This is a genomic window from Shewanella sp. MM_2022_3 (assembly GCF_022557375.1).
Taxonomy (GTDB): Bacteria; Pseudomonadota; Gammaproteobacteria; order Enterobacterales; family Shewanellaceae; genus Shewanella; species Shewanella xiamenensis.
This window is the reverse complement of the sequence record NZ_JAKZGV010000065.1, coordinates 1-18,887: the sequence shown is the minus strand read 5'-3', so window position 1 is coordinate 18,887 and position 18,887 is coordinate 1. Positions and strand designations below refer to the sequence as shown.

Annotated in this window: 14 protein-coding genes; 10 read left to right on the top strand and 4 right to left on the bottom strand. The window is 46.4% G+C overall.

The genetic code is table 11. From position 1 onward, the window contains the following. Window positions 1–248: 248 nt before the first annotated feature. Window positions 249–1,973, top strand: a complete 1,725-nt coding sequence (locus tag MMG82_RS19865; RefSeq protein WP_037421709.1) for a potassium/proton antiporter — start codon at window positions 249–251, stop codon at window positions 1,971–1,973. Window positions 1,974–2,125: 152 nt separating this feature from the next. On the opposite strand, the gene MMG82_RS19860 is transcribed toward MMG82_RS19865, so the two are convergent. Continuing rightward, on the bottom strand, window positions 2,126–3,052 hold the full coding sequence (locus tag MMG82_RS19860) for an LpxL/LpxP family Kdo(2)-lipid IV(A) lauroyl/palmitoleoyl acyltransferase (protein ID WP_037421862.1): 927 nt from the start codon (window positions 3,050–3,052) through the stop codon (window positions 2,126–2,128). A 102-nt stretch (window positions 3,053–3,154) separates the two neighbouring features. Here MMG82_RS19860 and hldE point away from each other — a divergent pair, with 102 nt between their 5' ends. The 3 genes from hldE to MMG82_RS19845 all read left to right on the top strand — a co-directional run bounded on the left by hldE (window position 3,155) and on the right by MMG82_RS19845 (window position 6,042). Beyond that, complete coding sequence (gene hldE, locus MMG82_RS19855) at window positions 3,155–4,585, top strand: bifunctional D-glycero-beta-D-manno-heptose-7-phosphate kinase/D-glycero-beta-D-manno-heptose 1-phosphate adenylyltransferase HldE (RefSeq protein ID WP_047539582.1); 1,431 nt, start codon at window positions 3,155–3,157, stop codon at window positions 4,583–4,585. Next, window positions 4,582–5,409, top strand: a complete 828-nt coding sequence (locus MMG82_RS19850; protein ID WP_047539584.1) for a hypothetical protein — start codon at window positions 4,582–4,584, stop codon at window positions 5,407–5,409. Before hldE ends, MMG82_RS19850 begins: the two co-directional genes overlap by 4 nt. A gap of 153 nt (window positions 5,410–5,562) precedes the next feature. Beyond that, entirely contained in the window at window positions 5,563–6,042 is a 480-nt protein-coding gene (locus MMG82_RS19845; RefSeq protein WP_037421701.1) for a TetR family transcriptional regulator, read from the top strand. A gap of 60 nt (window positions 6,043–6,102) precedes the next feature. On the opposite strand, the gene MMG82_RS19840 is transcribed toward MMG82_RS19845, so the two are convergent. The 3 genes from MMG82_RS19840 to MMG82_RS19830 form a co-directional block, all read right to left on the bottom strand. Next, window positions 6,103–6,489 (bottom strand): hypothetical protein, encoded by a 387-nt coding sequence (locus tag MMG82_RS19840; protein WP_047539585.1) that lies wholly within the window; start codon window positions 6,487–6,489, stop codon window positions 6,103–6,105. A gap of 155 nt (window positions 6,490–6,644) precedes the next feature. Further along, on the bottom strand, window positions 6,645–8,129 hold the full coding sequence (pntB, locus tag MMG82_RS19835; protein WP_047539587.1) for a Re/Si-specific NAD(P)(+) transhydrogenase subunit beta: 1,485 nt from the start codon (window positions 8,127–8,129) through the stop codon (window positions 6,645–6,647). A gap of 11 nt (window positions 8,130–8,140) precedes the next feature. After that, entirely contained in the window at window positions 8,141–9,667 is a 1,527-nt protein-coding gene (locus MMG82_RS19830) for a Re/Si-specific NAD(P)(+) transhydrogenase subunit alpha (RefSeq protein ID WP_047539590.1), read from the bottom strand. A gap of 422 nt (window positions 9,668–10,089) precedes the next feature. On the opposite strand from MMG82_RS19830, the gene MMG82_RS19825 reads away from it, so the two are divergent. The 6 genes from MMG82_RS19825 to MMG82_RS19800 all read left to right on the top strand — a co-directional run bounded on the left by MMG82_RS19825 (window position 10,090) and on the right by MMG82_RS19800 (window position 18,728). Continuing rightward, entirely contained in the window at window positions 10,090–11,910 is a 1,821-nt protein-coding gene (locus MMG82_RS19825) for an assimilatory sulfite reductase (NADPH) flavoprotein subunit (RefSeq protein WP_047539591.1), read from the top strand. Between the two features lie 74 nt (window positions 11,911–11,984). After that, window positions 11,985–13,682, top strand: coding sequence for an assimilatory sulfite reductase (NADPH) hemoprotein subunit (cysI, locus tag MMG82_RS19820; RefSeq protein WP_172591525.1), 1,698 nt, complete (start codon window positions 11,985–11,987; stop codon window positions 13,680–13,682). Beyond that, complete coding sequence (locus MMG82_RS19815) at window positions 13,675–14,472, top strand: phosphoadenylyl-sulfate reductase (RefSeq protein ID WP_047535315.1); 798 nt, start codon at window positions 13,675–13,677, stop codon at window positions 14,470–14,472. The genes cysI and MMG82_RS19815 overlap by 8 nt, the downstream gene beginning before the upstream one ends. A 675-nt stretch (window positions 14,473–15,147) precedes the next feature. After that, window positions 15,148–15,924, top strand: a complete 777-nt coding sequence (gene mtgA, locus MMG82_RS19810; protein WP_047535318.1) for a monofunctional biosynthetic peptidoglycan transglycosylase — start codon at window positions 15,148–15,150, stop codon at window positions 15,922–15,924. A gap of 93 nt (window positions 15,925–16,017) precedes the next feature. Next, a complete protein-coding gene (locus MMG82_RS19805) occupies window positions 16,018–16,734 on the top strand; it encodes a 2OG-Fe(II) oxygenase family protein (protein ID WP_241407322.1) in 717 nt (238 codons plus the stop codon). A gap of 257 nt (window positions 16,735–16,991) precedes the next feature. After that, on the top strand, window positions 16,992–18,728 hold the full coding sequence (locus MMG82_RS19800; protein WP_241407321.1) for a hypothetical protein: 1,737 nt from the start codon (window positions 16,992–16,994) through the stop codon (window positions 18,726–18,728). The last annotated feature ends 159 nt before the right edge of the window (window positions 18,729–18,887 follow it).

Genomic DNA, 18,887 nt, shown 5'->3' with positions numbered 1-18,887 from the left:
TTTTATTTATGCTTATAGTTTGATGTTCTGGTTGTATTTGTCTTTTTATGTGTTTTTATCTGAAAATTAGCCTAAAGTTACTGTTGATGATTATTTTAGTGTAGATTATTGAAATTTAATATTTAAAACTCCAATAATCTGCATTTTTTATGCTAGTATAGAAACACTGAAATTTTTAATTGAGTCATTTTTAATCTAGGTGTTTTTGCTATCGTTTAGCTGAGCCAGCAGCATTTAAGGAGGCATGTGTGGATGCAGATTCCATCAATAGTTTTTTTCTGATCGGTGCCTTACTTACTGCCGTGAGTGTTTTGCTTAGTCCCATGTCATCCCGTCTTGGGATTCCTATCTTATTAATTTTCCTCGCCGTAGGTATTCTTGCTGGTGAAGATGGTCCCGGCGGTATTCTCTTCGATGATTATTCAACCGCTTATCTTGTCAGTAACTTAGCCTTAGCCATTATTTTGCTCGATGGCGGTATGCGCACTCGGGTCGCGAGCTTCAGGGTCGCACTGTGGCCTGCGTTATCCTTGGCAACCTTTGGGGTGGCGATCACCACCAGTATCACAGGCATTATGGCTGCGTGGCTATTTGACTTACATTGGCTACAAGGTTTGCTTGTGGGAGCTATTGTCGGCTCTACCGATGCGGCGGCGGTATTCTCACTGTTAAAGGGACGCAGCCTTAATGAGCGGGTTGGAGCAACGCTGGAAATCGAATCGGGTAGTAACGACCCTATGGCGGTATTTTTAACTGTCACCTTGATTGCCATTCTCGGCAATGTCGATGCCGAGCTCTCTGCAAGCTTTATGCTGATTAGCTTTATTAAACAATTTGGGCTGGGAATTTTATTAGGCTTGGGTGGTGGCTGGCTGCTATGGAAATTGGTGAACTTAAGTCAACTCGCTGAAGGTCTATATTCGATTCTCGTGCTCAGTGGCGGCCTTATTATTTACGCTGCATCGAACAAGCTAGGTGGCAGTGGCATTCTGTCGATTTACTTAGTTGGCCTATTCCTCGGTAATAAGCCAACTCGTGGACGTCATGCGATATTAAACGTATTGGATGGAATGACTTGGGTGAGTCAAATCGGCATGTTTCTCGTCTTGGGACTACTCCTAACCCCCTCGGATCTATTAGATATTTGGCTGCCGGGCTTAGCACTGGCCTTTGGGATGATCCTGTTTGCCAGACCTTTAGCGGTATGGCTAAGTTTGCTGCCCTTTAAGAGTTTTAGCAGCCGTGACCGCTGGTTTATCTCTTGGGTCGGACTTCGTGGTGCCGTGCCGATTATTTTAGCGGTATTCCCAATGATGGCCGGGCTTCCTGGGGCTCAATTGTATTTTAACTTGGCCTTTTTTGTGGTGTTAGTCTCTCTGCTAGTCCAAGGGGCGTCACTCACTACGGCTGCACGCTTAGCAAAGGTAGAATTGCCCCCAAAGCCTTTGCCCGTTTCGCGTTCGGGGGTTGAAATTTACCCGAGCAGCGAATGGGAAGTGTTTGTCTATCGTTTGAGTGAAAGTAAGTGGTGTATTGGTGAACCGCTAAAACGCTTAGCAATGCCCGATGGTACTCGCATTGCGGCAGTATTTCGCAATAACAGGTTATTGCATCCTTCGGGAAGTACGTGCTTAGAGGCGGGTGATATTCTGTGCGTACTCGGGCAGGAAAAGAGCCTTGAAGCATTGAGTAACCTCTTTAGCCAAGCCCCTGAAACCAAGGAGGTACCACGTTTCTTTGGTGACTTCTTTATCGATACCGAGGTTAAATTGGCGGATCTTGCACCTATCTATGGCTTAACATTAGATGATGAAACTGGCGGTATGACTGTAGCTGATTTAGTTGCTTTAGAGCTAGGTGCGCATCCAGTACTTGGGGACCAGTTTCAATGGCAATCACTCCATTGGGTCGTTGCGGGACTCTATGAAGGCAAAGTCACCAATGTGGGTATTCGTTTACCGGCGGAGGCTTAATCTGGTTTAAGTGTTGTGCTTAACTACCATGTTTAAGCGCTTAGAGCCCTACAAGATGCCTTAGGCAGAAAGATATAAACAAAATGCCAAGCGATTGCTTGGCATTTTGTATTCTCTTTTAAGCGCTTATCTCGATGTGATTAACCAAAAGCTTACTTATATAAGGACTTATCCGTTGGATCAGGGCGCGTCTTAAAGCGGCGATGGAGCCACATATATTGAGCACGATTTTTATCGATAATCTGTTCAATAATTTTGTTACCACGGATGGCATCGGCGACTTCGTCTTCACCTGGGAAATTATCTAATGGAGGCATGATTTCAATCCGGTAGCCTGTATCTCCTTCTGTGCGTTCAACAAAGAAGGGTAATACCTTGGCCTTACCTAACTTTGCCAGCGTGGTTGCGCCAGTAATAGTGGCGGCATCGGGCACGGCATAAAACGGAATAAACACAGCACTGGAGCGGCCAAAGTCTTGATCAGCGGTATACCAAATCACATCGGGGTTACGTAAACAACGCACCATCTGGCGTAGATCGCGTTTCGGCACTAAGGCTTTATTCGAACGTAATCGACCTTTCACTTGCAGGTATTCCATCACGGGATTGTTATGTGGGCGGTACACCCCTACACCGGGTTGGAATTGACCAAAAATACGTGCGCCCATTTCCAGTGGTAAGCAGTGCACTGCAAACAGAATCACCCCATGGCCAGCGTTCAAGGTGTCTTGAACGTATTCTTTGCCGGTTATCTGCATATGTTGTTGGATTTTTTCATCGGACCACCACCAGGCATTGATGGTATCGAAAATCGCTTTGCCCGTTTCTTCAAAGTTACGGGTGAGGAGCGCTTCTCGCTCGGCCTCTGGCATATCCGGGAAGCAGAGGGTTAAATTTCGGCGCGCGGTATGGGTTCTACTGGCCGCAAGTGCCTTGACTAATCGGCCCATGCCTTTGCCTAATTTCATCTGCCATGATAGAGGCAACACTTGGGTAATCCGCATCACTAACACCCCAAACCACATGGGCCAGTGTTTCGGATGATATAAAGATGATGAAAACTCAGCTTTCTCGACCACAAAAATACTCACTACTTTTGAAAATTACTGCTTATTCTAACTCATCTTTTGCTGAAAATTAGGTACAATCACGGTTTAATTTCTGCAACTGATAAGAGCGCTATGAAGGTTTCTCTGCCAGCATTTGAAAAAGCCAAAGTGTTAGTCGTCGGCGATGTGATGTTAGATCGCTACTGGGTTGGGCCTACGGGACGTATTTCCCCCGAGGCACCAGTGCCCGTGGTGAAAATTAACCAAGTCGAAGATAGACCGGGCGGCGCGGCAAACGTGGCGCTAAATATCGCGACCTTAGGTGGCCAAGTACAATTGGCGGGCTTAGTGGGCAATGATGATACGTCTAAAGCGTTAACGCTTGGCGTACAAGCACTTGGGGTTGAACCACAATGGTTGAAAATTGCCGATAAACCGACCATTACCAAGCTTAGAGTTTTATCGCGCAATCAACAGCTTATTCGCCTCGACTTTGAAGAGTCCTTCGATAAGCAGGACAGTGCGCGCTTACTTAAGCAGTCTGAGGCCTTACTCGATTCGGTCGATGTGGTCGTGCTATCTGATTATGCGAAGGGCGCTATCGATAATCCTCGTGATTTTATCGCGCTCGCCCGTTCCAAAGGCGTAAAAGTACTGGTTGACCCTAAGGGTTCCGATTTTAGCCGTTATCATGGCGCCTCGCTCATCACACCGAATATGAGTGAATTTGAGGCCGTGGTTGGCGCGGTAACCTCTGAAGCAGATCTACTCGAAAAGGCTCGCGGATTACTGAACAAGTACCAGTTCGACGCTATCTTAGTCACTCGCTCTGAAAAGGGGATGACTTTAGTGACGGCCAATGCCCCAGAGTTACACATTCCCACGGTGGCCCGTGAGGTGTATGACGTAACGGGTGCTGGCGATACTGTGATTTCAGCTTTAGCGACGTCTCTAGCCGCGGGTGCTGAGTTACCGCAGGCCTGTGCGATAGCCAATACTGCCGCTGGCGTTGTGGTGGGTAAACTGGGTACTTCTACGGTTTCTCGTATTGAGTTGATTGAGGCCCTAGCACTGCATCACGGTGAGTCTGGTTTTGGGGTGGTGAGTGAAGATCAACTTGCTTACGCTCTAGAGCAAGCCAAATTACGTGGTGAACGAGTGGTGATGACCAACGGTTGCTTCGATATTTTGCACGCGGGACACGTCAGTTACCTCAAGCAAGCCAAAGCCTTAGGCGACAGATTGATCGTGGCCGTGAATGACGATGCCTCAGTCAAACGCTTAAAAGGCGAAGGTCGCCCAGTTAATCAAGTGGATAGACGTATGGCGGTGTTGGCAGGATTAGCAGCCGTCGATTGGGTGGTGCCTTTTAGTGAAGATACACCACAACGGATCATCGCCAGATTACTACCGGATCTTTTAGTGAAAGGTGGTGATTATAAGGTTGAAGATATTGCGGGTGGCGCCGAGGTCATTGCTGCGGGCGGCCAAGTGCAAGTGTTGGGATTTGAAGACGGTATCTCTACTACGGCGATTATCCAAAATATCATGGCAAAACAGTGAGTTTAATTGCACTGACTCTGATATCAAGCTTAACTTGGGTGCCTATTGCCGATAAGCAGGCGTTACTTTGTCCTTTAGCGCAATTGAGTCAGTGTCTGGCAACATTTCCACCTCAGGTTCGTGAACAGCTCCCACACAGCGAGGCTCAGTTTAAAACAGAGCTTGGGCTTCGCAGTGCCATGGTATTACCTGTTGAAGATAGTCATTTCTCCGGCCTAATACTCGTCAATGAGCAAGAAACACCAGAGATCCAACTGGCCAATATTGATGGTATTACCTACCAATTAGATCTAAAAGAACAAGCACAATTAACCCTTTGGCATGAACTAGGCCACCTTGAAAACTTGGCGTTGCAGGGGAGTTTATTACCTAAGGAATTAACACCTTATCAGCATGAATGGTTAGCGGATCTGTATCTCATCTGGTGTATTGCCAATGCTAAAGGCAATTTTGATTTAGCTTGGCAGCAGTATCATCGGCGCAACCTAGCGGCGCTTACAAGTTCGCAATATATGTCACACTGGACTGCGCCAATGATGATACAGGTGTTAAATAAATATCAGGTCACTCAAATCGTTCAATATACTCACTATCGTGATTTTGTAGCCGATTTTTATCCTCAAATGGTACAAATTGAACCGCAGGTTTTGCGTGAATATTCGAGTTTAATACAACGAACTTTTAGTGATACCGTGCTACAACCCCTGCCAGAATACCTGTTTTGGCGTAAATCCGATCTTGGGCATTATTTAACGCCTACCCTAACATTGTTAATGGGGGAGCAAAAAGCACACGACTGGTTAGTACAAAATTCAATGTTATAAATATGTAAACAAAAGCAATGAAATCCTCTGTTTAAAACTGAACCCTAGCTGAACAAAAGTGAAATACACTTGTTTCACGTTTTTAAACAGCAGTAATCCCTGAAAGGCTTTGGTAAGCTCTATCCCACAAAAAGAACAGTGGGAGACTTTATTATGGCTAAGCGCTCGCGAGTACAGACTGAGCAGACCATCAATCAGATTATGGATGAAGCGTTAAGACAAATTTTGACTATTGGCTTTGAGACTATGTCTTATACCACGTTATCTGAAGCAACGGGGATTAGCCGCACAGGTATTAGTCACCACTTTCCGCGGAAGAACGACTTTTTAATTCGCTTAGACAGCCGTATTGGCAATCTTTTTGTTGCTGCGCTCGACTTCTCTAGCCAAGAAGCGCTAGAAACCTCTTGGATGCAAGCGATGCAAGAAGAGCATTACCGCGCAGTGTTAAGATTATTCTTCAGCCTCTGCGGCGGCACCAATAATGAAATCACTCTGTTTAGAGCGGTAAGCACTGCACGTCAGCAAGCCATTGCAGAATTAGGATTGGTTGGCGATCGTACCATCAATCATTTACTCGGCCGTACAGCTGTGATGTTGTTATCTAATTTTGATATTGCTAAAGCAGCATAATCAAAAATGAATTGCTATCAAAAGGAGCCTTGTGGCTCCTTTTGGCTTTTAGGGGCTAAATTAGTTCGCGATGGGGGAAGTGATATTTGCCTGCTTTAGCTTTTGTTGGCTAAGGTAAACACCAATCGCCATAAAGGTAAGGGCGGCTGCAATGAGTGCGCAGAGTGCATGATGGAATACCAAATGACTGATTAAAAAGGCTGGAATATCCTCTAGGCTATCGATCAGGAAGAGTTTTACGATAAGGCCGAGATACAGCAGCAGATGTAATATCGCCCCACTGATAAAAAGCCGTCTAAATTTTTTGACCAGGAGGTCTGCAAGATTAATGTGGTAAAAACGGCAAAAAAGATAACCCCCAACGCCGATACCAATTGATATCCAACCCAGCCCTAATAACGACGTTTTGATTAATATTGCCGACAGCATAAATAATCCAAGCAGCATGATATCTCCTTTTACCTGAAGCGATAAACTGCGCAGAGACTAGCTGAGCAGGCTTAAAAGTATGTGAAGCCTAGCGCAATAAAACCCTCTAAAAAGCAAAGGGAGCCAATGGCTCCCTTTGAGTTTTGTATCGAGTGATTCAGTGCTTAAACGGATTACAGCGCTTTTAAAATCGCTTCAACACTGGCCTTAGCATCGCCGAACAACATTTGGGTATTGTCTTTAAAGAACAGAGGGTTTTGTACACCCGCATAACCCGTGTTCATTGAGCGTTTAAAGCCAATCACGTTTTGCGCTTTCCATACTTCAAGCACTGGCATGCCCGCAATTGGGCTGCCCGGGTCTTCCATCGCCGCAGGGTTGACTGTGTCGTTCGCGCCAATCACCAGCACGACATCGGTATCGCTAAAGTCTTCGTTGATTTCGTCCATTTCAAGCACGATATCGTAGGGAACTTTAGCTTCAGCCAACAGTACGTTCATATGGCCAGGTAAACGACCCGCTACCGGATGAATACCAAAGCGTACTTTTACGCCGCGGTCACGCAGTTTTTGGGTGATTTCAGCCACTGGATATTGCGCCTGTGCCACTGCCATACCATAGCCAGGGGTGATGATAACGGAAGAGGCATTTTTCAGCATATCCGCCACATCTTCGGCGTTGGTTTCGCGGTATTCGCCCATTTCTTCATCACCAGAGGAGGCTACACCATCGGTACCAAATCCACCTGCGATAACCGAAATAAACGAGCGGTTCATCGCCTTACACATGATGTAAGACAGAATCGCACCCGATGAGCCGACTAATGCGCCAACGACAATCAAGAGGTCATTCGACAACATAAAGCCTGCTGCCGCTGCAGCCCAACCTGAGTAGGAGTTCAGCATGGACACCACAACCGGCATATCCGCACCACCGATAGAAGCCACTAAGTGCCAACCAAAAGCAAAGGCAATTAAGGTCATCAGCAGCAGTGCTGGCATAGTGCCACCTGTTTGCACGAAGTACACCAATAGGGCAAGTGATACTAATACAGCGACGAGGTTTAGCTTATGGCGATGCGGCAACATCAACGGTTTAGATGAAATTAATCCGCGTAATTTACCAAAAGCGACGATAGAACCGGTAAAGGTTACCGCGCCGATAAAGATCCCGAGGAAGACTTCCACTAAGTGAATGTTGAGCATTGCGCCAGTCATATGGGCGTTTTCAGCCGCTTTTGCCGCTTCGCTCAGCGCATTCTGCACTGCTGCGAGAGTGGAGTTCATATCCCCGCCCACGGCCACAACCACTTGTGATACTTGTTCTGGGTGTAAGTCGATAAAGCTGTTAAAGCCCACTAACACTGCGGCCATACCCACAAAACTGTGGAGCACCGCGACGAGTTCAGGCATTTCCGTCATTTCGACTTTAAGTGCTAAACGCACGCCGATGGCACCACCAATCACCATGGCGACAATAATCCACGCGACACCGCTGGTGTCTGGATTAAAAATGGTCGCCAGTAGGGCGATAGCCATACCTGTGATACCAAATAAATTGCCGTGTTTGGCCGTTTCTTGTTTCGACAATCCAGCGAGACTGAAGATAAAGAGCACGGCGGCAATGATGTAAGCTGCTGTTACCAGTCCTTGAGACACGTTATACCCCCTTAATCCTTACGGAACATCTTCAGCATGCGCTGAGTGACGGTAAAACCGCCGAAGATGTTAATACTGGCGATCAGCACGGCGATAAACGCCAACACAGTGACCAAGGTTGAACCTTGGCCTATTTGCAGCAAGGCGCCGACCACGATAATGCCTGAAATCGCGTTAGTCACTGACATCAAAGGCGTATGTAGTGAGTGGGATACGTTCCACACCACGTAATAGCCCACCACGCAGGACAGGACAAAAACTGTAAAGTGGGATAAGAACTCGGCTGGCGCAACCGAGGCAACTGCGGCAAAACCCGCAGCGCCAAGGGCGGCGAGAATATACTTGAGTTTTGAAGGCGCTTTGGCTTGAGCAGATTTCACTTCCACCTTAGCGGTAGGTTTCGCAGGGGCAGCTGACACCGAAATAGGTGGTGGCGGGAAGGTGACTTCGCCTTCTTTCACGACTGTCATGTTGCGCATGACCACATCATCAAAGCTGATGCTGGCAATACCGTTTTTCTCTTTACACATTAACTTCATCAGGTTGACTAAGTTAGTGCCGTAAAGCTGAGACGATTGTGCAGGCAAGCGGCCTGGAAGATCGGTAAAGCCGATGACTTTTACACCATTCTCAGTGACAAAGAGTTCGCCAGGCTGGGTGTATTCACAGTTACCGCCCGCTTGTGCTGCCATATCGACAATCACAGAGCCGCTCTTCATGCTGTCGACCATGGCTTTGGTGATGAGCTTAGGTGCAGGACGGCCTGGGATCAGCGCTGTAGTAATGATGATATCGACTTCTTTGGCTTGCTCGGCAAATAGCGCCATTTCGGCAGCGATAAACTCGTCCGACATGGTTTTAGCGTAACCGTCCGATGAGCTGCCATCTTCATTGGTGAAGTCCAGCTTAAGGAACTGGCCACCCATGGATTCGATTTGTTCGGCCACTTCTAAACGCGTGTCGAAGGCGCGAACGATAGCCCCTAAAGAACCTGCGGTACCAATGGCTGCAAGGCCTGCCACACCGGCACCAATCACCAGCACTTTGGCCGGAGGGACTTTACCTGCGGCGGTAATTTGTCCGGTAAAGAAACGGCCAAAGTGGTGCGCGGCTTCAACTACGGCGCGATAACCGCCGATATTTGCCATAGAAGAGAGAGCATCGAGGGATTGGGCACGGGAAATACGTGGCACCATGTCCATCGCCATCACATTGATGTTGCGTTTAGACAGTTTCTCGACCAACTCAGCATTTTGAGCGGGCCAGATGAAGCTGATTAAGGTCGCGCCTTCTTTAATTTGCGCAATTTCAGCATCGGTCGGTGCATTGACTTTAAAAATCAGATCCGCTTGCCAAACCTCTGTCGTGATCTTCGCGCCAGCTGCTTCAAAGGCGGCATCGTCAAAGCTAGACAGTAAGCCAGCATTGGCCTCAACAACAACTTCAAAGCCGAGCTTTTTAAGCTGTTCGACGGTGGCTGGAGTCGCGGCGACCCGAGTTTCACCGACGAGACTCTCTCTCGGTATTCCAATCTGCATGATTACTCCCTGATGGTTTATATAATCGTTCCGCCTGAGTGCTTCCCTTGAGCTAAACCTAGGTAGGGCTAGGCCGCGATAAGAATGAACTCGTCTGTTCAATTGTGGCAGTTAGTTAGCGCATTCAAACTTGGTATAAAATTTGTTTTTTTAAAACAAACTTCTTAGCGAGCAACAAAAGGTCACTGTACTGCAGGCTCGTACCATTGTGGCAATACTTTGGTTTGACACAAGCGCATATTGCTCAAGCTAGTCGATTCTGCACTGGTCGTATCAAAAAGTTTTAACCAGTGCACACTTTTGTAGCTTAATTTTTGCACTTTGTATATTCCAAAATGGAATTAAAAATCAAATTTTATTCTTTTTTGCTTTTCCAAATCCACGTTAATCTGCTGGGTATTACACTGTCATAGGGCCGTCTCATGTTGTTAAAAGAACTTTCATCACTGGCTTCACCCCTGTCGCAACCGCAGGTCGACAAGCTGAAACAACTCACCGCGGAATTAAATGCCGTGCAACTTGCTTGGGTGAGTGGTTATTTAGCCGCAACGGCCAATGCGGGAGGGAATCAAGCCCAGCTAGTGCCAGTGTCTGATACACAGGCAGCGCAGACTGTAACTATTCTCTATGGCAGCCAAACCGGCAATGGTCGTGGCATTGCCAAAGCCTTGGCCGAAAAGGCTAAAGCACAGGGCTATAGCGTGAATTTAGCCTCCATGGGTGAATACAATGTGCGCCAGCTCAAGCAAGAAACTTTGTTATTGCTGGTGGTCAGTACCCATGGTGAAGGTGAAGCGCCGGATGATGCGATTGAATTACATAAGTTTTTAGCATCAAAACGCGCACCTCAATTAAACAACTTACATTACTCAGTGTTGGCTTTGGGCGATTCAAGCTATGAGTTTTTCTGCCAAACCGGTAAAGACTTTGATGCGCGGCTTTCGGCATTAGGCGCTAAAGCCTTATTGCCGTTGGTTGAGTGTGATGTGGACTATGATGCTGCGGCCGGACAGTGGCACGCCGATGTGCTTACTGCGGTTAAGCCACTCATTCAAACCACGGCTAATGTGGTGGCACTGAATGAAATTAATTCAACTTCGGCGCAAGTTGCCAGCGAGAGCGAATTTACTAAGCAAAACCCTTACAGTGCCGAAGTGTTGGTGAGCCAAAAGATCACCGGACGCGGTTCAGACAGAGATGTGCGCCACGTTGAAATTGATTTAGGTGAATCAGGCTTACGCTATGAAGTCGGTGATGCCCTTGGGGTGTGGTTTAGCAATAGCGAAACCTTAGTCGATGAGATTTTAGCGGGCTTAGGGTTAGCGGCCGATACCAAGGTGACTGTCGCTAATGAGTCAATCAGCCTCAAGCAAGCCTTGATCGAGAAGAAAGAACTGACGCAGTTGTATCCTGGTTTAGTCAAAACTTGGGCCGAGTTGTCCGCAAGTCCTGAGCTACTTGCTATTAGCGAAGATAAAGAGCAGGTTCGTCAGTTTATCTTACATCATCAGTTTGCAGACTTAGTGGCTAATTACAAGCTCAAGCCTGACGCTAATCTCGATGCAAACAAGTTAGTGGAATTATTACGCCCATTAACGCCAAGACTCTACTCCATCGCCTCGAGCCAGAGTGAGGTTGATACGGAAGTGCATTTAACCGTGGCATTGGTGGAAGATGAACATCAAGGGCAAACGCGTTTTGGCGGTGCATCGCACTTTTTAGCCTCGGCGCAGGAAGGCGCCGAAGTAAAAGTGTATGTTGAACCGAATAAGCATTTCCGTTTACCTGAAGATCCACAAACGCCGGTCATCATGATTGGTCCTGGCACCGGGGTTGCGCCGTTTCGCGCCTTTATGCAGGAGCGCGTGGCACAAGGCGCTGAGGGCGATAACTGGTTATTCTTCGGCAACACGCATTTTGAGCAGGACTTCCTGTATCAAACTGAGTGGCAACAGTATCTGAAAAACGGCGATTTAACCCGTATCGATGTGGCATTTTCACGGGATCAAGCCCATAAGATTTACGTGCAGCACCGCATTAAAGAGCAGGGGCAAGCCCTGTGGCAATGGCTGCAAAACGGCGCGCATCTTTATATTTGTGGTGATGCCGAGCGTATGGCTAAAGACGTACACCAAGCCTTATTAGCGGTTGCGGTGGAGTTTGGCGGACTGTCTAGCGAGGCGGCGGAAGAATATTTCGAGACCCTGCGCAGTCATAAACGTTACCAAAAAGACGTGTACTAATTAATCGATCCCAAAGATAGAGAGCAGTATCCACTGAGATACTGCCGCCGACCGAATTTTAAGAGGCAGTTGCCATGAGTGAGCAAAAGTTAGCATTAAACGAATACCTAAAGACCGACAGTGATTATCTGCGTGGCACCATTAAAGAGGGATTAGACTCCTCGGTGACGGGCAGTTTTAGCGACGGCGATCAGCAATTGATCAAGTTCCACGGCTTCTATCAGCAGGATGACCGTGATTTGCGTAACGAGCGCAAAGAGCAAAAACTCGAACCTTTATATAGCTTTATGTTACGTGCCCGCGTGCCTGGCGGTGTGTGTACACCTAAGCAATGGTTAGGCGTAGATGAAATTGCCTCGACGCTCACCAGCTCTAACAGTATTCGTTTAACGACGCGTCAGACGTTCCAATACCACGGTATTCCAAAGCGTAATCTCAAGACCATTATTCAAGGTTTGGACCGTGAGGCTCTGGATTCTATCGCTGCCTGTGGTGACGTTAACCGTAACGTGATGTGTAACCCGAATCCGGTGGAATCTAAGCTGCATGCGCAGGCCTATGAAGTGGCGAAAAAGCTGTCTGATCATCTGCTGCCGCACACTCGTGCTTACGCCGAGATTTGGTTAGATGAAGAGAAGTTACTGACCACCGAAGACGAAACCGTAGAACCTGTATACGGCAAAACCTACTTACCACGTAAGTTTAAAATGGCCGTGGCCGTACCGCCTGATAACGATGTTGATGTCTACACTAACGACTTAGGCTTTATTGCCGTGGCTGAAAATGGCGAATTAGTCGGTTTTAACCTGACCGCAGGTGGCGGCATGGGCTCGACCCACGGAGAGGTAGAAACCTTCCCACGCTTGGCCGATGACTTTGGTTTTATCAAAACTGAAGATGTGATGAAGTTTGCCGAAGCTGTGATGACAGTGCAGCGTGACTGGGGTAATCGTACCAACCGTAAGCGTTCGCGCCTTAAGTACACTATCGTCGATCATGGCTATGAAAAGTTTAAAGCCGAAGTGGAAGCCCGTGCCGGCGTTAAATTTGAGCCTAAGCGCGATGTAGTGATTGGCGATCGCGGCGATCGTTACGGCTGGGTCGAAGGTGTCGATGGTAAGTGGCATTTAACCCTGTTTATCGAAAGCGGCCGTATCAAAGACTTGCCGGGTAAGAGCTTACAAACTGGTATGCGTGAAATCGCTAAGATCCACAAGGGTGATTTCCGTATGACCTCAAACCAGAATATGATTATCGCGGGTGTGGTGCCCGAGGATAAAGCGACTATCGAAGGGCTTGCCCGTAAACACGGTTTACTCGGCCAAGTGTTGACACAAACCCGTGGTCATTCGATTGCCTGTGTGGCCTTGCCAACTTGTCCATTGGCAATGGCGGAAGCTGAGCGTTATTTCCCTGAATTTATTGACCATATTGATGCGCTCCAAGCAAAGAATGGCATTAGCGATCAAGCAATCGTGGTGCGTATGACAGGCTGTCCAAACGGTTGTGCCCGCCCATTTGCCGCCGAAATCGGTCTTGTGGGTAAGGCGCCGGGGCGCTATAACCTGTATCTCGGGGCGAACTTCGAAGGCACTCGCCTGAATAAGATGTACAGAGAGAATATCCAAGAGGCTGAGATCCTTGCTGAATTGGATGCATTATTTGCCCGCTACGCGATTGAGCGTAATGCAGGCGAAACCTTTGGTAACTTCACTGTCCGCGTGGGCGTGGTGAAGGCGGTTATCGATGCCGCTAAGGATTTCCATGGCTGATCTTCATTCAGGTGGGACGGGTTCCGGCTTGCCGAATGCGTTGCAGAGCGTGGTAAGTAGTAGCGAACTTAAAGCGCTGCTGACGGCACCTAAAGATGTGCAGCAAGCGGAACTGGAACGCATTAATCGCTTCTTAGCTAGCTTGACGGCTCAAGAGCGAGTGCTCTGGGGCTTAGCCTATTTGCCGGGTAATCACGCGCTGTCATCCAGTTTTGGGATCCAGGCGGCGGTGATGTTGCATATGGTGAGTCAGGTGCAATCGGATATTCCGGTGATTTTAACGGATACTGGATACCTCTTTCCTGAGACATATCAGTTTATTGACCAGCTTACCGAGCGTTTATCCTTAAATCTTAAGGTCTACCAAGCGCCGATGACGGCGGCATGGCAGGAGGCGCGCTTTGGCCAATTGTGGGAGCAGGGCTTAGAGGGTCTTGAACGTTACAATCGACTGAATAAAGTGGAGCCGATGCAACGTGCTTTGGCGGAACTTGAAGTAGGCACTTGGTTTGCGGGACTTCGCCGGAGCCAGTCGAGCACTCGCGAAGAGTTACCGATATTGGCTATCCACGGTACTCGCTTTAAGCTGCTGCCGATTATCGAATGGTCGAACAAAGATGTGCATCTGTATTTGACTCAATTTGACTTGCCTTACCATCCTCTATGGGAGCAAGGTTATGTTTCTGTTGGGGATACCCATTCTACTAAACCCTTAGAATTAGGGATGTCTGAAGAAGAAACACGCTTTAATGGCTTAAAACGCGAATGCGGTCTGCATTACGAAATATAGCCATCTATTTGATTAAATAGAAAAATGCCACAGTATTCCCTGTGGCATTTTTTATTTTATGCCACTAAAAGAGTATTTTGCTTAATTTTAAAGCGGTTTGGCCGTTAAGGTATTTTGTATGTCATTCTGCCGTCATCAAAGTCAGATAAATTGTATTTTCATAGAGTTAGTTAAGATGTGTTTGCCTGAATTAAATTTTTTGTACATTTTTACTCACAGGGTTATGCACATTAGAATGTTCTGAGCTATATTACAAAGTTCCCGTAGATGGTTTTGAGGGAGTTTACTGCGCAGATCTGCTTTAGTCGGTATTTTGCCAAGTTAAGTTGTTGAATATCGTTATTTATGGGCTTAGTTTGCTGTGTAACGATATAACGAGACGGAAAACAGTAGCACTTCCAAAGGACCTTGCTCGCCGCTGCGAGTATCCAGCAGTTTGATTGACTTGCTAGCGCTTGTTAATCAGTCATTTTCACCTCGGTCAGCTGTGGTCAAAGCTGCCGAGGTTGAGCCAAATTTGTGGCATCATTAATTTATCTTCCTCATTCAATTCAGCTCGGTTTTTTGTAGTTTATGACTTACTATCATCGGCTTACACTTTGCTATTCTACTGTAAGCAAAAAATCTCTTAGACTAACAGTTAGTTTGGATGGCGTGATTGATGAGGATAATTAAATGACCGCCCCTTTGTATGCCATGCGCGATCATGTCAATCGTCCCCAAGTTAATCATCCAACCCCTAAGCCTAAGATGCGCGGTGTTAAGCGTGTATTTATTTGGTTAGCCAAATTGGTTTTGGGTTTATTTTTCGCCTCTATTTTAAGTGTGGTACTACTCCGTTTTATCGATCCTCCGATGTGGAGTTGGCGAATAGAGCGGGCATTGTTTCCGCCCGCACCGATTACTGAGGTTAGGCATCGATGGCGCTCGCTTGAGCAAATCTCCCCTGAACTGCAATTAGCCGTGATTGCCGCAGAAGATCAAAAGTTTGCTGGCCACAGTGGTTTTGATTTAGACGCGATTAGTTCGGCCATCGAATACAATCAAAAAGGTAAAAAGGTTCGTGGGGCCAGTACCTTAAGCCAGCAAGCGGCAAAAAACCTGTTTATGTGGTCGAGCCGTAGTTTTATCCGTAAGGGCATAGAGGCGTGGTTTACCCTGTTAATGGAACTGTTTTGGGATAAGGCGCGTATCCTTGAGGTATACCTGAATATTGTTGAATTTGGTCCGGGGATTTATGGTGCCGAAGCGGCAGCAAAGCATTATTTTGGCAAGAGTGCAGCTAAATTAACTCGTTATGAGGCGTCATTATTGGCTGCAGTTTTACCAAACCCTTGGCGTTATAAAGTCTCCCCCCCTTCTTCCTATGTTGAACAACGTTCCGCTTGGATCCGCAAGCAAATGCGTCAGTTAGGTGAGGTGACACTCAAAAAAGTCGGTGAGGCACAATAAATTTGCGATTGTGATTTTGTTATTAAATTGTAATTATGCATCTCTGATGAGTAGGATGAGTGTTAGACGTTCGAATGATCCAAGGAATAAACGATGTTTGAGTTTAATTTTGAGCGAGATATGGCTTCACTGCGTGAAGAATATGCTAGAGATGCAAAAATCAATATTCAACACGTCTGGCAGAATGAAACCGCAGCTGTCATTGCTAACACACTTGCTAGTGAAGTGAGTTTTGATAATGCAATGTTTGTCGACAATAAGCCAATGAGAGTGTCGGATCAACAAATACGCCAATTACCGATTGAAGCTCAAAAAGATTTACAGCAAAAAATATTACACAATGCTGCAAATGGGATTGGTTTTTTATATGGAAGTCATCTCGTAGGAGGCTTAGATGGAAAGCCTTCACCTGAATTACTTACATCGCTACATCGTTTTATTAACAGCCCTGACATGTTTAAATTTATTGAAACGATTACGGGTATTGAAGGTATTTGTTATGCCTCACTGCAGGCGAGTCGTTATATTCAGGGGAATTTCTTAACAAGACATAATGATGTTGTGGAAAGTGAGGGCCGTAAAGTTGCTTTTGTTTTTGGCTTTACTCCAGAATGGCATCCTGATTGGGGAGGGCTGCTGCAGTTTTATACTCCTAAAGGTGTGCTGACTGATACCTGGGTGCCAACCTTTAATAATTTGGCATTATTCGATGTCCACCATCCTCACTCTGTTTCATTTGTCGCGCCGTTTGCAAAGCGCCCACGCTTTTCTGTAACAGGATGGTTTCGAACGATTGCGCCCAGTAAATAGGAAGCTTCTGACACATGCCGCGATTAGCGTCAAAGACGTTTTAATGGTAGATTATCGCGGATTTTTGCATATTAATGAGTTCTTATTTGCTATTCGTTATTTCTTAGCTTATCCGTTCTCAAGATTAGTTATAATAAGCTTTTGATTTTGCAATGTTGATGTAATAAGGAATGACAATAGGTCAGTATTTAAATGCCGAAGGTCAGTGCTTTCGGTATTATTTTTGTCACTTTGACGGTAATTAAATGGAGTTTTAGATGAAAAAGATTGTTATTGCTGCGGCAATTATTGCAGCGGGGGCGGGTGCTTATTGGTACACTCAACACGGAAGTAGCTCGAGTGCTTCAGCCAATCCTTTGCTAGATTATATTCCAGCCGATACCCCTGTGTTTACTGGCCAGTTAAAGCCGTTTCCACTGAAAAACTACCTGCAATCGATTTCTAGCAATTACCAGCAATATTCAACTGATTCCTTAGCTCAGTTAGGCGATTTGGATAGCCCAATGGCTAAGTTTTTTGTGAGTATTTACAAGCAATATATGGATGGAATGAAAGATCCTACCGCATTGCTTAAGACTTTCGGTTTACCGAATGAGATCAAGCCTTATTTTTATACCTTAGGTGTAGTGCCTGTTCTTAAAACAGATATTAATCAAATTGATGCATTCTGGGCTGTACTGGATAAAGCCGAACAAGAAAGTGGTTATACCCACGAAAAGCGTACTTTAGCAGGGATTGACTACCGTGCTTATTCGTTTGCCGAAGAAGGTTCAACTGATAAAGCTGACCTATTATTTGCCCATAAAGATGGCATTTTAACGGTCACATTCTCGGCTTCCTCTATCGAGCCTGAAGTATTGGAAATGGCTTTAGGATTGAAGAAACCCGCCCAATCTTTAGCCGCATCTGGCATGTTGCAAGAGATCATTAAAACCCATGGTTTTATGGACGATAGCATCAGCTTTATCAACCATGTTGAGATTGTTAAAGCGATAACCTCTCAAGATGGCAATATGTTAGCTAAACAGCTCACCAAGTTCTTAGCAGAAGAAAGCCAAGGTGAAGATCCGTTAGCGCAAATCCGTACACCAGAATGTCGCACTGAGTTAACCGCGATTGCGGCTAACTGGCCGCGCACAGTGGGAGGTTTAACCGCATTCACGTCGACTGAAAAAGAAAGCCATATGGCGGCTTCTTTTGTGATTGAAAGCAAAAACCAAGCAATTTTAACGGCATTACAAAAAATGCGCGGCTTTATTCCTGCCCATTTAGCGGATATTAACAGCACTATTTTCTCGATGGGCCTTGGGATTGATGTTAATGAAGTAGCGCCTTCGCTCACCGCGATTTGGGATGATCTGCAAAAGCCACAGTTGACCTGCGCGCCTCTGGCCGAGCTACAGGCTGAATTAAGCCAGCAAAGCCCTGCGATGTTGGGTATGTTTACCGGCATGGCTAATGGTGTTAAAGGCCTGAGTGTGTCATTACTCGACTATAAGATGAGTTCACAGGATCAAGAGCCTAAACTCGAAAGTTTAGATGCCTTAATCAGTTTAACCGCTGATAATCCTTCAATGTTATTCAACATGGTTAAGCCTTTTGCCCCTATGTTGGCTGAACTGCAAGTCGCGGATAATGGTGAACCCACTGATTTATCGCCACTATTAATGTTGCCGCCAGAACTTAATATCAAACCGATGTTGGCGATTAAGGGACAATACTTAGTGGTTTACTCTGGCGATAAAGGTTTAGCGTTAGCCAATAAATTGGCGAGCGAAAAACCATCAGCCAATGGCCTTTACAGCATGTCAGCCGACTACGGTAAGATGTTTACCCCAGTGCTGACGCTGTTAGAAATGACTGGTGAACCAGTGCCTGAAGAGCTGCAAGCATTGAAAGACTATAATATGCGCGTACAAATGAGCTTTGATGTGAATAAACAAGGTCTGGTTTTTGGCTCTGTGATGAACTCAAAGGCAAGCGATAAGAAATAAACTTATCACTCCACCGCATTTTAAAGCCAGCAAATTGCCTGTCTCTCATACACAAATCCCTGAACAATGCTCAGGGATTTTTTTTGAACTCATTCCCCGCATTGTGATCAGATCGTCTAGGGCTAAATATTCGAGGCGATTATGATGAAGATGATGGAT